General features: G+C 60.4%; 14 protein-coding genes. 10 read left to right on the forward strand and 4 right to left on the reverse strand.

The window, feature by feature from the left end; genetic code table 11:
* Positions 1-60 precede the first annotated feature (60 nt).
* Positions 61-1062, forward strand: coding sequence for a zinc-dependent alcohol dehydrogenase family protein (locus tag ACWPM9_RS17070; protein ID WP_484755937.1), 1002 nt, complete (start codon positions 61-63; stop codon positions 1060-1062).
* A 300-nt stretch (positions 1063-1362) separates the two neighbouring features.
* Here the strand turns inward: ACWPM9_RS17070 and ACWPM9_RS17075 are convergent, their stop codons facing one another.
* Positions 1363-2235, reverse strand: coding sequence for a LysR substrate-binding domain-containing protein (locus tag ACWPM9_RS17075; protein ID WP_484755938.1), 873 nt, complete (start codon positions 2233-2235; stop codon positions 1363-1365).
* Positions 2236-2342: 107 nt separating this feature from the next.
* On the opposite strand from ACWPM9_RS17075, the gene ACWPM9_RS17080 reads away from it, so the two are divergent.
* The 5 genes from ACWPM9_RS17080 (at position 2343) to ACWPM9_RS17100 (ending at position 6984) form a co-directional block, all read left to right on the forward strand.
* Positions 2343-2963, forward strand: coding sequence for a glutathione S-transferase family protein (locus tag ACWPM9_RS17080; RefSeq protein ID WP_484755939.1), 621 nt, complete (start codon positions 2343-2345; stop codon positions 2961-2963).
* Between the two features lie 50 nt (positions 2964-3013).
* Positions 3014-3784, forward strand: coding sequence for an enoyl-CoA hydratase/isomerase family protein (locus tag ACWPM9_RS17085; RefSeq protein WP_484755940.1), 771 nt, complete (start codon positions 3014-3016; stop codon positions 3782-3784).
* Between the two features lie 71 nt (positions 3785-3855).
* Positions 3856-4533 carry a peroxiredoxin-like family protein gene (locus ACWPM9_RS17090; protein ID WP_484755941.1) on the forward strand — a complete coding sequence of 226 codons (678 nt, stop codon included), beginning with the start codon at positions 3856-3858 and terminating at the stop codon, positions 4531-4533.
* 349 nt (positions 4534-4882) lie between these two features.
* On the forward strand, positions 4883-6190 hold the full coding sequence (locus ACWPM9_RS17095; protein WP_428185824.1) for a hypothetical protein: 1308 nt from the start codon (positions 4883-4885) through the stop codon (positions 6188-6190).
* 62 nt (positions 6191-6252) lie between these two features.
* A complete protein-coding gene (locus ACWPM9_RS17100) occupies positions 6253-6984 on the forward strand; it encodes a COG3904 family protein (protein ID WP_484757671.1) in 732 nt (243 codons plus the stop codon).
* A gap of 53 nt (positions 6985-7037) precedes the next feature.
* Here the strand turns inward: ACWPM9_RS17100 and ACWPM9_RS17105 are convergent, their stop codons facing one another.
* Entirely contained in the window at positions 7038-7472 is a 435-nt protein-coding gene (locus ACWPM9_RS17105) for a pyridoxamine 5'-phosphate oxidase family protein (protein WP_484755942.1), read from the reverse strand.
* Positions 7473-7983: 511 nt separating this feature from the next.
* Here ACWPM9_RS17105 and ACWPM9_RS17110 point away from each other — a divergent pair.
* Positions 7984-9573 (forward strand): putative bifunctional diguanylate cyclase/phosphodiesterase, encoded by a 1590-nt coding sequence (locus ACWPM9_RS17110; protein WP_484755943.1) that lies wholly within the window; start codon positions 7984-7986, stop codon positions 9571-9573.
* Between the two features lie 128 nt (positions 9574-9701).
* Here ACWPM9_RS17110 and ACWPM9_RS17115 read toward each other — a convergent pair whose 3' ends face one another.
* Positions 9702-10826, reverse strand: coding sequence for a diguanylate cyclase domain-containing protein (locus ACWPM9_RS17115; RefSeq protein WP_484755944.1), 1125 nt, complete (start codon positions 10824-10826; stop codon positions 9702-9704).
* A 216-nt stretch (positions 10827-11042) separates the two neighbouring features.
* Complete coding sequence (locus tag ACWPM9_RS17120; RefSeq protein WP_484755945.1) at positions 11043-11879, reverse strand: helix-turn-helix transcriptional regulator; 837 nt, start codon at positions 11877-11879, stop codon at positions 11043-11045.
* A gap of 105 nt (positions 11880-11984) precedes the next feature.
* Here ACWPM9_RS17120 and ACWPM9_RS17125 point away from each other — a divergent pair, with 105 nt between their 5' ends.
* From ACWPM9_RS17125 to ACWPM9_RS17135, 3 genes are all read left to right on the forward strand, one after another.
* Positions 11985-13310, forward strand: coding sequence for a glutamine synthetase family protein (locus tag ACWPM9_RS17125; protein ID WP_484755946.1), 1326 nt, complete (start codon positions 11985-11987; stop codon positions 13308-13310).
* Between the two features lie 63 nt (positions 13311-13373).
* Entirely contained in the window at positions 13374-14504 is a 1131-nt protein-coding gene (locus ACWPM9_RS17130; protein ID WP_484755947.1) for an ABC transporter substrate-binding protein, read from the forward strand.
* 87 nt (positions 14505-14591) lie between these two features.
* Entirely contained in the window at positions 14592-15689 is a 1098-nt protein-coding gene (locus ACWPM9_RS17135) for an ABC transporter ATP-binding protein (RefSeq protein ID WP_428185831.1), read from the forward strand.
* Positions 15690-15691 lie beyond the last annotated feature (2 nt).

The following is a 15691-nucleotide window of genomic DNA, read 5'->3' on the forward strand; positions in this document are numbered from 1 at the left end:
ATTGTTATTTATGCGTAGATGAATACCCTGCCGCCATCTACAACAAAAAGGACTAAACCCATGAAAGCTGTGATCGCGACCGAACAGGGAAGCGCGGACGTGCTTCGTCTCACCGATTTACCGAAACCGACACCCGGCCCCGGAGAGGTGCTCGTGCGGATCCGGGCGACGAGCGTCAATCCGATCGATACCAAGGTGCGAAAGGCAAAGCTGCCGATGACGCCGGCCTCGTTTCCCGCCGTGCTCGGCACCGATTTTGCCGGAACGGTCGAGGCTGTCGGTCCCGGCGTTACGCGCTTTTCTGCGCAGGATGACGTCTATGGCTTTGCCGGCGGCTTCCGCGGCCCGAACGGCGATCTTCCCGGAGCGCTTGCAGACTATGCCGTGGTCGACGCGGATCTCATTGCCCGCAAGCCCGGCAATGTCGATTTCCGCACCGCTGCTGCCCTGCCACTCACGGCAACCACTGCCTGGATGGCGCTGTTTGACAAGGTGAGGATCACGCCCGCCAGCCGGGTGTTGATCACGGGTGGCGCGGGTGGCGTCGGGTATCCGGCCGTACAACTCGCCCATGCCGCCGGCGCACACGTCGTTGCCGTCACGCGGTCCGCCGAGAGTGCCGAAGCGGCGATCTTTGCCGGTGCCCGCGCCTGCGTCGATCTGGCTGTCACCACAGCGCAGGAAATTGTCGAGAACCACACGGATGGCCAGGGCTTCGACGTGATCTTCGATACGGTCGGTGGCGCCACGCTCGACGCGGCCTTCCAGATGATCAAGCCGACAGGTGATGTGGTGACCGTGGTCGGGGCTGCAAGCCACAACCTTGCGCCGCTCTATCTGAAGGGTGCCAATCTGCACATGGTTCTGGTCCTCGTTCCGATCATGTTCGGCACGGCACGACCGCAACAGGGCGAAATACTCGAAAAGATCGCCCTGCTCGTCGAGGAAGGCAAGCTCACGCCGCGGATCGATCCGCAGCGCTTCGCCCTCGAAGATGCTGCTGACGCCCATCGCAAGCTGGAAGCAGGGGACGCCAAGGGCAAGCTGATCATCGACGTCTAACCGCCCTCCAAGCATCGCAAAATCTGCCGCAGCCGGATTTTGGAATATCCATGTTGCCGGTCTCCGGCACGTCCTGGAGCAGGCGCTGCCCGCAAGTAAATTGTGGGTGGCGCCCCGCCGGAGCGGCGACAAGACGCCAGTCATCGGCCTTGCGACCGGGCATTTGCTGAAGTCTCCGCGACTGAAGGGGAAAGGTTGCGCAATCCAAACCGATTGAAGAATACGGGGATGGCAGCGTCCGCTGCTATCGGACCGTCACGATGCCTCGCATCGAAATGGCCATCGCTCACCGCCGTCACATCATAAGACAGCCTGCACGAAGTCCGCGAATGCGCGCGCCTTGGCGCTTGCCAGCCGTCCGGTTGGAAAGACCGCCCAGAGGTCGACATCGGGCAGCGCCCAATCTTCGAGCACGCGACGCACTTCGCCTCGCTGCAGCTCGGGCCAGAACATCCAGTCCGACGTCACGGCCAGTCCCATATTCGCCATGACCGCTGCGCGAATGCCTTCAGCGGCGGTGAACTGAGCCCGCCCGGAAACGGCCACAGACGCTTCGGTGCCATCCTTGTTGAAGGTCCATGTCTTGCCGAGCTGGGTATAAACCACGGCCTGATGGAGAGACAGATCGGCAGGCACGTTCGGCGTGCCGTGCTTTTCAAGATAGGCCGGCGTCGCCACCACCGATCGCCGTCCGGCTGCAAGTCGTCGCGCGACGGCAGACGAGTCCGCCAGCTCTCCCATGCGCAAGCCGATGTCGATGCCTTCGGAGACCAGATCGATTACCCGATCGTCGAGAACGATATCGACGTCCAGATCCGGGTGATCCGCCATGAACGCAGGCAGGTGCGGAATGACCATCAACCGCGCGAATGTGGTCGCGGCACAGACGCGAAGACGTCCCGACAATCCCGATCCTGCGCCCTTTGCCTCCAGCTCCGCCTCGTCCGCTTCATGGATCGCGGCCTTGGCGCGTTCGTAAAACCGCATCCCGGCATCCGTGGGCGTCAGGCCATGCGTCGAGCGGATGAGCAGGCGCACCTGCAGGCGCTCCTCCAGTTGCGCGACCGTTTTCGAGATCGCCGGCTGCCCGACGCCGATCTGCCGGGCGGCCTGAGAGAAGGATCCCGTTTCCACCACCCGCACGAAGGCGGTCATCGCCTGCAGCCTGTCCATCGCTCATTCCTATTTGGAATAAGCATTATCGCTTCAAGCTGCCTGCCGCAAGTATCCAGGAATGGCCATAACTCTCTTCAGCCAACACGATCTCATGGAGACGAGCAATGATCGAGGTTTACGCCTTTGCCACCCCCAACAGCGTCAAGGTGCCGATTGCCCTTGAGGAACTGGGCCTTTCCTACGAGCTGAAGCCGGTCAATGTCCGTAAGGGCGAGCAGAAGGCAGAGGCCTTCGTGGCGCTCAACGCGAACGCCAAGGTGCCGGTGCTGGTCGATGAAGCCCTGGTCCTTACGGAAAGCGCCGCCATCCTGGTTTACCTGGCTGAGAAGACCGGCAAGCTTCTGCCACGTGACGGCGAAGCCCGCGCCCGCGTCTTCGAACAGCTCTTCTTTCACGCCTCCGCCTTGAGCCCAGCCTTCGGCAATGCCGGCTTCTTCAAGCGCTCCTCGCCGGAGCCACAGCCTATCGCCGAAGCGCGTTTCTCGGGCGAAGCCGAACGCATCCTCGGTCTCCTCGACGACAAGCTTGCGGGTCAGGCCTTCATGGCCGGCGAGGACTTCACCATCGCCGACATCGCCCATTTCGGCTGGTTGTGGCGTCGGCAGTTCCCAGGCGTGACGCTCGACGACCGGCCCAACCTTTCCCGCTGGTACGACACGGTGGCTGCACGCCCGGCCGTCCAGCGCGCTATCGCCCGCGTCGAAGCCCTCGTGCCCGCCGCCTGATCCCCTCCCACAACCATACCACTTCCATCCCAGTTCAAAGGAGAACAGCCATGTCCCGTTTCGATACCTACAAGAACAGCTTTGCGAATGCCCGCCTGACCCGCTCGCCAAGCGGCGTCCTTGAAGTCGCGCTGCACACAGACGGTGGCAAGCTCGTCTTCAACGGCCATACCCATGAGCAGTTCGTCGACCTCTTCCACCAGATCGGCTCCGACGCCGAGAACCGTGTCGTCATCCTGACCGGCTCGGGCGACGCCTTCATGGATGCAATCAGCCCGGAAGGCTTCGATTTCTTCTCGCCCGTCGGCTATGACAAGATCCTGCGGGAGGGCAAGAAGGTGCTGATGAACATCCTCGATATCGAGGTGCCCATGATCACGGCCTTGAATGGACCTGTCCTGCTGCATTCGGAATATGCGCTGCTGACCGACATCGTCCTCGCCACGCCGGAAACCGTCTTCCAGGACAAGCCGCATTTCGATTTCGGCATCGTGCCCGGCGACGGCGTCAACCTGCTCTGGCCGGAAGTGATCGGCTCGATCCGCGGTCGCTACTTTATCCTGACCCGTCAGCTGCTGGATGCAGCCACCGCCAAGGACTGGGGCGTCGTCAACGAGATCGTGCCGGCCGACACGTTGCTCGCCCGAGCCCACGAGATTGCCGAGGGTATAGCAGCATTGCCGCCGCTCACCAGCCGCTACACCCGCATCGCGCTCACCCAAAAACTGCGCCGCATCGTCGACGAAGGTGCCGGCTACGGCCTGGCGCTCGAAGGCATCAGCGCCGCCGAGGTCGCCCGCTCGATGGCAGCCCAGGGCTGACCTGTCCCTCACCAATCACTGCGTTTCAGACTTCATCCTGAAGCGCAGTCACCTTTCGAAGGATCAAGATCATGACACTGCAATCCAAGCTCGATGCCTTCAAGGCCGATTTCGAAGCCGGTAAACCGCCCTACAACGTTCCCCAATCCGTCATCGACACGATGCACCGGGCTACTGCGGAGCTGATCGCATCAGGTGCGGCCCAGCATGCGCTGAAGGCCGGCGACCACCTGCCTGCCTTCACGCTCTTTGACCCGGAAGGAAAGGCCGTCTCGTCCGCCGATCTGCTCGCGCACGGTCCGCTGGTCATCAGCTTCTATCGGGGTGTCTGGTGCCCCTATTGCAACATGGAGCTCCAGGCGCTTCAGGAAACCCTGCCGCAATTCGAGGCACTCGGCGCAAAACTGGTGGCGATCTCGCCGCAGAACCCGGTCAACAGTCGCAAATCCGTCCGGCAAAACAACCTGACCTTCCCGATCCTGTCCGATCCTCAGAATAGGGTCGCCATGGATTTCGGCCTGCGCTTCGAGATGCCTGACTACCTGATCCGGCTCTACACGTCGCTGAAGAATGATCTGCCAGCCTTCAATGGCGATGCGAGCTGGACCCTGCCGATGCCCGCTCGCTTTGTCGTCGGTCAGGATGGCGTGATCCTCTATGCCGAGGTGAACCCGGACTACACCCGCCGTCCCGAGCCGGAAGACATGCTGCCCGCGCTCCGCCTTGCGACAAGCCGCGCCGCCGCCTGATCCCGTCCACCGATAAGGCCCTGCTTACAAAAAGCAGGGCCACAGAATATTGAAAAGGACAATGCGATGAAGAAAACCTCTTAGATCGCCGGCGCAAGCAAGGGCGTTGGCCTGGCGCGAATTCCCGTGAAGCGCGTTTGCCAGCAGCCCACCAACGCCAGCGGGTGGCAAGCCCAGCAATAGGGTGAAAGCCGGCAGGAGCGCAATCAGCAGTCTCCCGGAGCGTCCCTCATATGGGTCGCCGGGCAAGTATCTGAAGCAGACCGCGAAGATGCAGAAGCCGGGCCACGGCCTTCATTTTGCCCCCTTCTTCAGAGCGTGTTAAGAAACAATTCTTTCGGAGGTCTTCATGGCGCTTGGCGCATCGCATCGTTTGCAGGATGGCGTCATTGCCGTCGAAACCATGACCCGCTTTGCGCTTGCTGTTCTGGCTCTCGCGTCCGGTGTCTATACCTATCTCGGCGTTCGCAGTCTCCTCGACGGTTCAGCAACATCGGTCTTCTTTGCCGCCATCATCTACTCGGCTTCCGTCTCGGTGGCGATCTACGCGTTCTGGTCCTACATGGCGCGCTTCTATCCCCATGTCAGCGGTGCAGCCTCCCGCGGCGCCCTGATCGGCGTGATGGCGCTCGGTTGCGCCATGATCATCGCCATGTCGAGCTGGCTGAATGCGGCAGCGCTTGCCGGTTCGGCCGCGCTCGAGCAGCATCTGGCGGAGACGGTGCAGGATTATACCGCCGATCTCGACCAGGCCCATCAAAACGCGCTCGCCGCCCAAAGCCTGCTGCCCGATATCCAGCGCACATCCGAGCGCTTTTCGAGGCTAGCAGAAGACGAGCGCCAGAACGGGGCACTGACGGGAACGACTGGTTCCGGCAGTGTCGTCCAGCTGCTGTCGCAGATGTCCTCGCAATTGAGCGAACTCGAAGCCGGTATCATTGCCTCGCGCGAACGGGTCACGACACTCTTCGACCAGGGGCGGGCGCATCTGGCAACCATGCGCACGCTGGTCTCCGCGCCAGGGGCTATAGCCCCCCGCAGCGATGAATTCTCGGCCGAGGTCGTGGCGCTCTCCGGCGTCATCACCTCGCTGGAACAGACCTCGATTGCGCCCTCGGTGAAGCGCGCGGCCGAAGATCTGTCGCTTGGCTTCATCGCGCCGGTCGCCGATGGCCGGGCTGCCGATCTCGCCAACCGGCAGGACGAGGTCATGCAGACGATCCGCGCTTCGGTATCCGCCCAGTCACAGGTGCTGTCGCAAGCCGCCGACGATATTCTGGCGCGTGCGCCGGTGGCCGAACGCCGCTTCGTGCCGCTGTCTTCGGCCGAAGCCGTTCTGCGCTATGCGGCCGATTTCATTCCGGCCTGGGCAGGCGCCATCTCCATCGACCTTTTGCCTGCCGTCCTCGTCTTCATCCTGGCCGTCGTTCATGGGGCGATCCGGCGGGAGGAGGAGCATCTGCCCTTTGCGCAGCGGATCACGGCGGCAGAACTTCTGGAGGCGCTGGAGGTGCAGCGAGCGCTCGGCCGGCAAGGGATCGACGTGGAACAGGCTTTGCAAACCGCTGAAACAGAAGATGAGCGCAGTCGGGCGGATTCCAACATCACCAGCCTCGACATATCGACGAAGACGCCGCGAAAGGGCCCGCCCGCGTGAAACCGTCGTCGCTCGCCCTCAGCCTGAAGACCGGTATTTTGCGCGCCGACGATGGCGTTTTGATGCGGGGCGCCTTCTTCGCGCTTCTGGCGGCGGCAGGCGCCTTCCTTTTTGTGGACCTGCGCGAAATGCGTGTCGCGGACGCATCGCTTCCCGTCTATGACCCGATGACCACCGATGCGCCTGTGCTACCGCCTGCCCTTACCGATGGCGTTCCGCAGGCACCTGCTGCAGAACCGGAGAGCTCGCCCGAAGTCTTGCGCCAGCCCATGCGCTTCGACCTGCAGCCCGGCGGCCTTTTGAAGGCAGAAGGCTCGATCGATCTGGGTGCCGCCGATCGCTTTAACGCGGAAATCGCCGCGCGCGGCGAGTATGTGAAGGCCGTGTCCTTGAATTCGCCGGGCGGCTCCGTCGAGGACGCGCTCGCAATGTCGAAACTGATCCGCGAAAAGGGCCTGAATACCATGGTGGCGACGAAGGCGCTCTGCGCCTCGTCCTGTCCCCTGGTCTTTGCCGGCGGGGTCGCGCGCACGGCTGAAAAGGACGCCATTCTCGGCGTCCATCAGGTCTTCAATGCTGGCGAGAAGAAGCCTTCTCCTGAACAGGCCATGTCCGGTGCCCAGAGCACGACGGCACGCATCGCCCGCCATCTGGACGAGATGGGCATCGGCAGCGGGCTATGGATCCACGCGCTGGAAACGCCACCGGACAGGCTTTACTACCTGACGCCGCAGGAGATGGCGGAGTTCAATCTGACGACCTCATCGCTTACGACGGCAAAACAGGCGAACTGATCGCGTCCACGCGAAAGCCGGTAGGCGCAAAACGCCCACCGCCGCGTTGCAGCTTACAGCGAGATCTGCCCTTCGTCGCCGCCATCCCAGTAGCGGATTGTTTTCGCCTGGACCTTGATCATCACCACGCCGGGGGTGTCCATGCCATCCGGGAAGTAATGATCGAGATCTTTGGTCCAGTGATCTTCGAATGCTGACCTGTCCTCGATCAGCGATGCCGATCCCTCGACACACACGAACAAGGGCGGGCCGCCCAACATGCCGACAGCCCCGGTATAGGTCAGACTAACTTTGCTGTCAGCGCGAATTTCGGAGATCTTGCGCGACTGCTCGTAGGCAAAGAAATAACTGTCGCCATCGTATTCCACGTCGCCGTTATTGCTCATCGGCCTGGAATTCAGGCCTCCGTGGGCGGCCGCCGTGTTCAGCATGGCGAAGTCGAGTTTCGCCATTTTCTTCGACAGGTCATGCAGTGAAAGGTCCGACATCCGTTGCTCCTCGAAGCGCTTGAGTGCGCGACAAGAAACCGCCCTCCATCCGAATTGTTCCTGAGACACTGCGATGTTGGGCATGCATCGATCAAACTGCCGGATGGGCGGCAACATCCCGATTTTCGCGTCGTCCTTTGTGCCGTCGCCATCGTTTCCGCCAGCTCTTCCTGAACAGGCGCGCGCTCGTTGACACTGTCGGGCCATGTCTTATGCCGCGTTTTTGGCTCTGCGGGCGGCGGCCCTGGATTTCGGACCCGTTTGCGCTTCGGGGTTGTAAAGCCTGTCGACGTCTCTGACCACGTCGAGCCCCTGCTTGCAGCCATGGTGGTGTCCGCAGAGGCGTTCGAGGGACCGCAATCGGCCTATCGATGGTGGCAGGCTTGACGACAGCGGGAAGATTTCGCGGCCAGAAGATCTCAATTTTTACGCGCAATTTCGGATTCGCCTTTCAACCGCTTAAGGTAAATTTAAAGTCCCTCGGTCCATAATGGCGATGGAGGGATGTAAGATGTGGGAGTTCTTTCGCAGTCGCGCGGGCAAGCAGCTGTTGCTTTTGAGCGCCTTCGCGCTTGGTGTGTGGGCGTGCGGCGTGGCACTGCAGGCCAACTTTTTCGCGTTGCTGGTCAATGTCGTGGGCGGCAATGCCGCCAATATTCTTCTGGCCTTGCTGATCGCCGGCATGGTCGGTTCCGTCTACTCGGTCCTGCGTATCTATGACCTGCGCAAGGAGATGGTCATCCGGCGGCAGGCCGAGCACAAGGCCGACTGGATCGCGACCCATGATCACCTGACCCAGCTGCCCAATCGCTATGCGTTCGAACGGGTCGATGCCACGGCATTTTCCGGAGAGTCCGACTGCAACGGTGTCGAGATCAGCAAACCCTCCGTTACCGTGTTTTCACTCGATCTCGACGGCTTCAAAAAGGTCAATGACCTGATGGGTCATGGCGGAGGCGATCAACTGCTGAAGCAGGTTGCTCGCCGGCTCTGCCAATTCGCCGGCTCTTCCGAGGTTTTCCGGTTCGGCGGCGATGAATTCATCGTGCTGGCGCTCAATCTCGATCACAAAAAAGAGCAGCAATTTGCCCAGCTCCTGATCCAGTCGATCACGCGCCCGATCCAGATTGAGGAGATCTGGACCGAGGTTGGCGCCAGCGTCGGCTATGCGCGGTGGCCCGATCACGGTGCCACGCTGGAGCAGGTCTCTCACAAATCCGATATTGCCCTTTACGAAGCCAAGTCGACCCGGCGAAACGGCGCTTTGCTGTTTACCTCTGAAATGCAGGAAAAGGTGGCACAGCGGGCCTTGCTGGAGGACAAGCTGCGAAAGGCCATCGAGCGCAAGGTTATCGAGCCTTACTACCAGCCTCTCATCGACTTGAAGACCGGCGATGTCTGCGGGTTTGAGGCCCTCGCACGCTGGACGGACGAAAACGGGGTCCCGATCCCGCCACAGGTGTTTATCGGCGTCGCTGAAGAGACCGGCCTGATCACGGCCCTGTTTCAGCAATTGCTGAGCCGCTCCTGCCTTGACGCCATGATGTGGCCGGATGACGTGGTACTGTCCTTCAACGTGTCGCCGGTACAGATGGAAGACAGGCTGCTGGTCACCCGCATCCTCGATGTGCTGGCGGAAGCGAACCTTCCCTCTCACCGTTTCGAAGTCGAGATCACCGAAAATGCCCTGATTCAGGATCCCGATCTGGCCGTCGAAATCCTGGACAAGTTTCGCCACTCGGGCATACAGGTGGCCCTGGACGACTTCGGCACCGGCTATTCCAGCCTGTCGCAATTGACGCGCTACAAGTTCGACAAGATCAAGATCGACAAGAGTTTTGTGGCAGATCTCGACAAGGATGAATCGCAGAAAAAGATCCTGCAGGCTGTCCTGGGACTCACCCGAAATCTCAAACTGAAGACCACCGTCGAGGGTATCGAGGAAAACGCCCAACTCGCCTATTTCCTTCAGCAGGGCTGCGATATTGGCCAGGGCTACCTTTTCGGCAAGGCCATGCCTGCTCACGAGACGCTGAATTTCATCAGGCAGCACCAATCGGTGCATGTCACCGGGCCTCACCCCGCCTCGGCGGTGTCCTGAACAGAGCGCTGAACGCGGCCGATCATTCGGCAACTATGGCCCGCGAACCCGGTTTTCCGGTATCACGCGGCCACCTGGAACCAGCAGCGGAAGGCCATGGCCAAGGCTCTGACTTGCCAAAGCTGCGCTCACGCTGCGAATGAGAAGGGGCCGAGGTCAAGGGTTGCGGGGATTTCGCGATCGATACCGCCGCCGTTCCGCTTCACGCGGTATGAGGCCTTATCCGCAATCGCCATCATGGCTTCCAGTTTTGCAGAGCCTGAGAGGGCCATCGTGTAGCCCAGGCTGATGCCGATGGCGATCTCTTCACCGGAAATGCCGTAGGGCTGGCTCAGAACATCGACGATCTTGCTGGCAAGGACGTCTGCTTCAACGGTCTGCCGAACACCCGGCTGAAGAATGACAAATTCATCGCCGCCAACACGCACGGCGATATTCGGTTGGTCCAGGTTCTCCCTGAGCCGCAGTCCGATGGCCGCCAGCAGCTCATCCCCGACTGCGTGACCAAAGCGGTCATTGACACTCTTGAAACCGTCGAGGTCGAAGCAATGCACGCAGGTCAGAGTATCTTCAGCGCGGCTGACCGTCTTGAATGCCTCACTCAGCGCCGTGCGATTACGAAGACCCGTCAACGGATCGTGGCGGGCCTGATGTTCCATCTCCAGACGCAGGCAGATTTGTCTGGTAGCCGTGCTATAGACATGCCGGACGCTCTGCATTGCCGCCACAAGGAAGGCCACACACATCCCGGCCAATATCCAGTGGGCCGTATCGCCGTAAAGCATGATCGCGATTGTCGTTGGCAGGCCTGCAATCAGAATTGCAGTCGCGGCAATCCATGGCCGAACGGAAACGCGCACGGCCACACCGGCGGAATATCCAAAAAGGAGCGCTGTTGCGAGAACCTGGACCGACAGATCGCGATAGGTGAAGACCACGGTGACCAGTGAACCGACCGAGGCGGCAATGACGAAGGTGAGCAACCCATGTACCATCTCCCAGCGGGCGGCATCCTCAACGGTTACGCTCTTGGTCGCATTCGAGTGCCGATGAGCCATCGTCACGACAAGCTTGGCAAGGGATGCAAGGCTTCCGCTGATCGTGGCCAGCATCAGTCCAGCGCTGCCCAGGTTCTCATATGCAAACAGACCGACGGCCAGTATCGTCAGGCTCATGATCGTTGTCGGGGTGATCGTCGAGGTCAGTTCCGACACCAGCGTCTTGAACACCTCGTCGGTCTCTCTGTCTCGCACATCAACCTCCTGGTTCATAAGAATCGGCGACCTGTCGCAGACCTGCAGCTTCCAGGATCTTGTAAGGGAGATGCTTTAATATTTTGTCAGTTGAGACGGTAAACCGTTGTTAAGCTTGTCTTCTTGGCATCAGAACTGGTGCGGGGATCGCATGTGAAGCTGTTGCATCCATTCTTCGGGCCACCTCTGCCGTTTCGGCTTCACAAGCCTTCGCCATCAGCGTCCCGACAGTTGCGTGATAAACCGGGCAAACAATTCGGATTGGCTGGAAATGTCGAGCTTTTGATAGATGTTCTTGCGGTGGATCTTGACGGTGCCTTCGGCGATGCTGAGGCGCCTTGAAATCGATCCGCTGGAATGGCCGCGCAATACAAGGGAGGTGATTTCGATTTCGCGGGGGGTCAAGATACCATCGGTCATGCGGTTGAGCGTCTCGTTGATGGCATCGCCGGATTTCTCGACCGCCCGTTCGTCCGGCAGGTTCGTCTCCACGCCATTGTGCCAGTGCCGTCTGGCAAGTGTTCCAATCATCGGTTCTGCGGCTCGAACCGTGGCCAGATCGCGACGTCCGAAGGCAGGCCCGGAGACCGGTCGGGTAAAGCTGATGACAAGACCGGTGCAGCCCGCCGGTCTGCAAACGATGCCGATTTCGTCGCGGATGCCGGTCAGCACGTAATGCCTCCGGTAATATTCCGAGTTGCGGAACTGATCCGGTGCCATTTCACGCAAGCGTATGACGCCTGTCACATACGGGTCGGTGGCAGCACCATAGAAAGGGTCCAGAAGATAAGGACCGGAAGTATAGGCATCGATCACGGTGCGTGCCCGCGCCGCCACCATGTTGTGATAACAGCAGACCGGCTTTTCCTTACCCGAATAGGCAAAGACCATCAGGATGTCGAAATCGACGATCGTTTTCAGCGCGGCTTCGATCCGGTTGGCGAAATTGCTCTTCCCCACCGCGTCGATTGTCTCTGCAATCGCTCCGTTCCACGCGGAAAACCTGTTGTCCAACACCCGTCCTTCCATGCCGGCCAGTCCATCGCTGGCCAAATATTAAATCTGTCGGTCTATCCCCATCGGGATATTTCATTGCCCCAGATGCGCGCCTAGTCTTCGCTGGTAATTGCAATAAAAGCCATGCCGAGATCAAGCAACATGACCGCTAGTCTGCAAGCCGCACTTCAGGAAATCAATGCCAGATCGGTCCATATCGGCCTGGTTGATCCGGAGGGTGAGTTTCGCGACAAGCTGATCTCGGCCGACAAGGCCGTCAAGCTTGGCAAGACTGGCTATCCGTTTTGCGAGGTCCTGTATTTCTGGGACATTGCCGAAAAGACCTATCGCGATGGCGCCTTCATCGACCGTCCGGCCGCTCTCTTTTCCGACACGGTACGCCCCTATCCCTTTGCCGAGGGTGAGGCCTTGTGTCTTGCCGATTTCACCGGCGCTTTCGGCAAGCGTTCGCCGCGCAATGTGTGCATGGCGCTGATCGCCGAGGCTGCCGAGATGGGCTTCGACGTGTTTTCGGCCTTCGAATTCGAGTTCTTCGTCTTCGACGAGACACCGGAAAGCCTGCGCGCCAAGGATTACCGCGATCTCACCCATTTTGCCCAGGGCAATCGTACCTATTCCTTGCAGACATCGGCCCTGCACGGCGATCTGCTCGAGGGGCTCGATGACACCATGAAGACCATGGGCATCGGGCTGGATGCGATCCACACCGAGCTTGGTCCCGGCTGCTTCGAGGCCCCCCTCACCTATGCCAAGGGGATGAAATCGCCCGATGATGCCATGCTGTTTAAAAATTTCGCCAAGGCATATTTTTCCCGGCATGACCTGACGGCAAGCTTCATGTCGAAGCTGTCTCCGGCACTGTCCGGCCAGTCCGGGCATCTGCATGTGTCGATGCGTGATCGCCAGGGCAATCCCGTGTTCTCCGACCCCGATGCGGCAGATGGCTTGAGCCGGACGGCGCGGCATTTCATTGGCGGCATGATCAAGCTGATGCCGGAACTGCTGGCGCTGTGCGCATCCACGGTCAACGCCTATAAGCGGCTGGTTCCGGGTGCATGGGCACCGACATCGTCCACATGGGGCGTGCAGAACCGCACCGCAGCGGTTCGTGTCATCAACGATGTCGCGGAAGCCACCCGCGTGGAATTCCGCGTGCCATCGGCTGATACCAATCCCTATCTGGCGCTGGCCCTGTGCCTTGGCGCCGGGCTTTACGGAATCCGCAACGAGATCGAGCCGCCGGCCGGCAGCGACGAGAATTTCTATGCTGCCACACCATCGGCACAAACAGCATTTCCGCGCGATCTGGGCGAGGCCGCGACGCGGCTCGACCGCAGCGCTGTCGCCCGTGAGATCTTCGGCGAAGACTTCATCGAGTGGTTCGTGGGCGCACGGCAGTTCGAATACGCAGAATATCAAAAGCATGTGAGCGAGTGGGAACTCAGACGCTATCTCGGCATCGTCTGATGCGCCTCATGCCTTGTGTTTGACGACAGGAAGGACCGAACAATGAAAAAGGGAACAGTCAATATGAGCAGATTTATGGACGGCATGAACCGTCGCTCGGTGCTGAAGGGCATGGGCGGCATGGGACTGGCAGCCGCCGGCGCCGGTTTTCTGGGCGCGCCGCGTAGCGCGTCGGCAACCGAGAGCCTGAACTACATGTGCTGGGAAGGCTACAACGCGCCTTCGATCCTCGATCCTTTCCAGAAGTCCAAGGACGTGAACATTTCCATCGACCTGATCACCGATTCTGCCGGTGGCTTTGCCAAGCTTGCCGCCGGTGCCTCGCGCGATTTCGATCTCGTCTCGTCCGACAGCCCGTGGATTCAGCGTATGGGGCCTGCCGGCTTCTGCCGCTATATCGACGAGGCCGATTTCGCCGATCAGTATGCCGACTTCTATCCGCAGTTCCGCGCCCCTTTCGAGCCCTTGCAATATGACGGCAAGGCAACAGGCCTGCCGACGCGTTGGGGCTGGGTTGGCCCGACCGTCAACACCAAATTCGACAAGCTGGAGACCTGGTCCAGCTATGCGCCGGTCTTCGACAGCGCCTACAAGGACAAGATCTGCCTGCTGGACTGGGGTGACTGGCCCATCATGCCGCTCGCTCTTTATGCCGGCGTCAATCCCTATGAGGAACTCGACGAGGCTGCCCTTGGCGAAGTTCGCAAGGTTCTTCGCGCGGCCTTCAAGAATACCCGCGCCATTGTCGGCGATCTGGCAATCGCACAGAAGGGTCTGCTGGACGGCTCCTTCCGCGCGCTCATCGGTGGCGGAACCTATTGCACCTCATCGCTTCGTCTCAAGGGTCACGACTATATCCAGTCGATCGTGCCTGAGCCGAAGAACGGCCTCAAGCAGGGCATCATCTGGATGGAGGCAACCGGCCTCATCGACAATGGCAAGGATTCCGCCATTGCCGCCGACTTCCTGAAATACATCGTATCTCCGGACGTCGCCAAGGAACTGGCCATCACCGAAGCCACCTGCAATCTGGTGCCAAACCAGAAGGCCGAAGCGCTGTTTTCCGACGAAGAGAAGAAGGCGCTGCAGATGGACTATATGTGGACGGCCTGGGACAACAGCCAGTTCCACACGGTCGCGCCGAATATCGATGACATGCTGGCGATCTGGCAGGAAGAACTCGCAGCCCGCTGATCCGGGATATCATGCTAAAACAACCCGTCCGCATGCAAGCGGACGGGACCGTAATTGATTTATCGAGCAGAGCGAGGAATGCTGGCAGTGGCAACTCCGATCATTGATGCGTCCGCAATCATCAAGGACTACGGTCAGGCGCGTGCGCTTCATGGCGTCTCCCTGGAGGTTGGAGCCGGCGAATTCGTCGCTCTGGTCGGGCCCTCGGGCTGCGGCAAGACCACACTCCTGAAAATCCTGGCGGGTTTCGAGGACGCCACAGACGGTCGGCTGGAAATCCAGGGCAAGGACATGCACGGTGTTCCCGCAGCCAGTCGCCCGACGCGCATGGTGTTCCAGAAGCTCGCCCTGTTTCCGCACAAGACCGTTGCCCAGAATATCGGCTTTCCGCTGAAGCTGCAGAAGGTGGAGAAGGCGAAGATCGACAATCGCGTCGCCGCCATGCTGGAACTGATGCATCTGAAGCCGGAATATCTGGATCGCTACCCGGCGCAATTGTCCGGTGGCGAACAGCAGCGTGTGGCGCTTGCGCGCGCGCTGGTCTCGCAGCCAAGCGTTCTGCTGCTCGACGAGCCGATGAGCGCGCTCGACGCCAAGCTTAAAAAATCGCTGCAGGCGGAGCTGAAGAAGCTCCACCGCGAAATCGGCACCAGCTTCGTGCTGGTGACCCACGACCTTGAAGAGGCGATGATGCTGGCCGACCGGATCTGTGTCATGCGCGCCGGCCGGGTTGTGCAGATCGGCACGCCGTCGGACATCTATTATCGTCCGGCCAATATGTTTGTCGCGGGCTTCATCGGCGAGACGAATTTCCTGCCTGTGGATGTCATCCGTTCAGCCGACGGCGCACTTCATGTCCATTGCGCACTGGTCACGGGCAGCCCCACGGCCATGGCACCTGCAAATGTGTCGGAATTCCTCGGCGAGGGAAAAACGGCGCTTTTGATCCGGCCGGAGACGATCGGCTTCGTATCGGGCGAGCCCGAACCGGGCCAATGGACATTGTCTGGCACGGTCGAGGAATATTTCATCAAGGGATCATCGACGCAGTACCGTATTCGTGTCGCGGGTCTCGATGCACCTGTCGTCATGGATCTGCCCGGCTCGCTCGAACTGCCGGCTCGTGTCGGGGATCAGGTGCGGATCGGGTTCGAACCGTCACGCGCCTTCCTGTTGTCGGAGTGACC

The sequence above is a fragment of the Agrobacterium sp. H141 genome (assembly GCF_057158725.1).

Coding starts and splice junctions, on each gene's coding strand:
- ACWPM9_RS17075 (WP_484755938.1), bottom strand. CDS start 2,235: ATGGACAGGCTGCAGGCGATGACCGCCTTCGTGCGGGTGGTGGAAACG.
- ACWPM9_RS17110 (WP_484755943.1), top strand. CDS start 7,984: ATGTGGGAGTTCTTTCGCAGTCGCGCGGGCAAGCAGCTGTTGCTTTTG.
- ACWPM9_RS17080 (WP_484755939.1), top strand. CDS start 2,343: ATGATCGAGGTTTACGCCTTTGCCACCCCCAACAGCGTCAAGGTGCCG.
- ACWPM9_RS17125 (WP_484755946.1), top strand. CDS start 11,985: ATGACCGCTAGTCTGCAAGCCGCACTTCAGGAAATCAATGCCAGATCG.
- ACWPM9_RS17105 (WP_484755942.1), bottom strand. CDS start 7,472: ATGTCGGACCTTTCACTGCATGACCTGTCGAAGAAAATGGCGAAACTC.
- ACWPM9_RS17070 (WP_484755937.1), top strand. CDS start 61: ATGAAAGCTGTGATCGCGACCGAACAGGGAAGCGCGGACGTGCTTCGT.
- ACWPM9_RS17095 (WP_428185824.1), top strand. CDS start 4,883: ATGGCGCTTGGCGCATCGCATCGTTTGCAGGATGGCGTCATTGCCGTC.
- ACWPM9_RS17085 (WP_484755940.1), top strand. CDS start 3,014: ATGTCCCGTTTCGATACCTACAAGAACAGCTTTGCGAATGCCCGCCTG.
- ACWPM9_RS17100 (WP_484757671.1), top strand. CDS start 6,253: ATGCGGGGCGCCTTCTTCGCGCTTCTGGCGGCGGCAGGCGCCTTCCTT.
- ACWPM9_RS17130 (WP_484755947.1), top strand. CDS start 13,374: ATGAGCAGATTTATGGACGGCATGAACCGTCGCTCGGTGCTGAAGGGC.
- ACWPM9_RS17090 (WP_484755941.1), top strand. CDS start 3,856: ATGACACTGCAATCCAAGCTCGATGCCTTCAAGGCCGATTTCGAAGCC.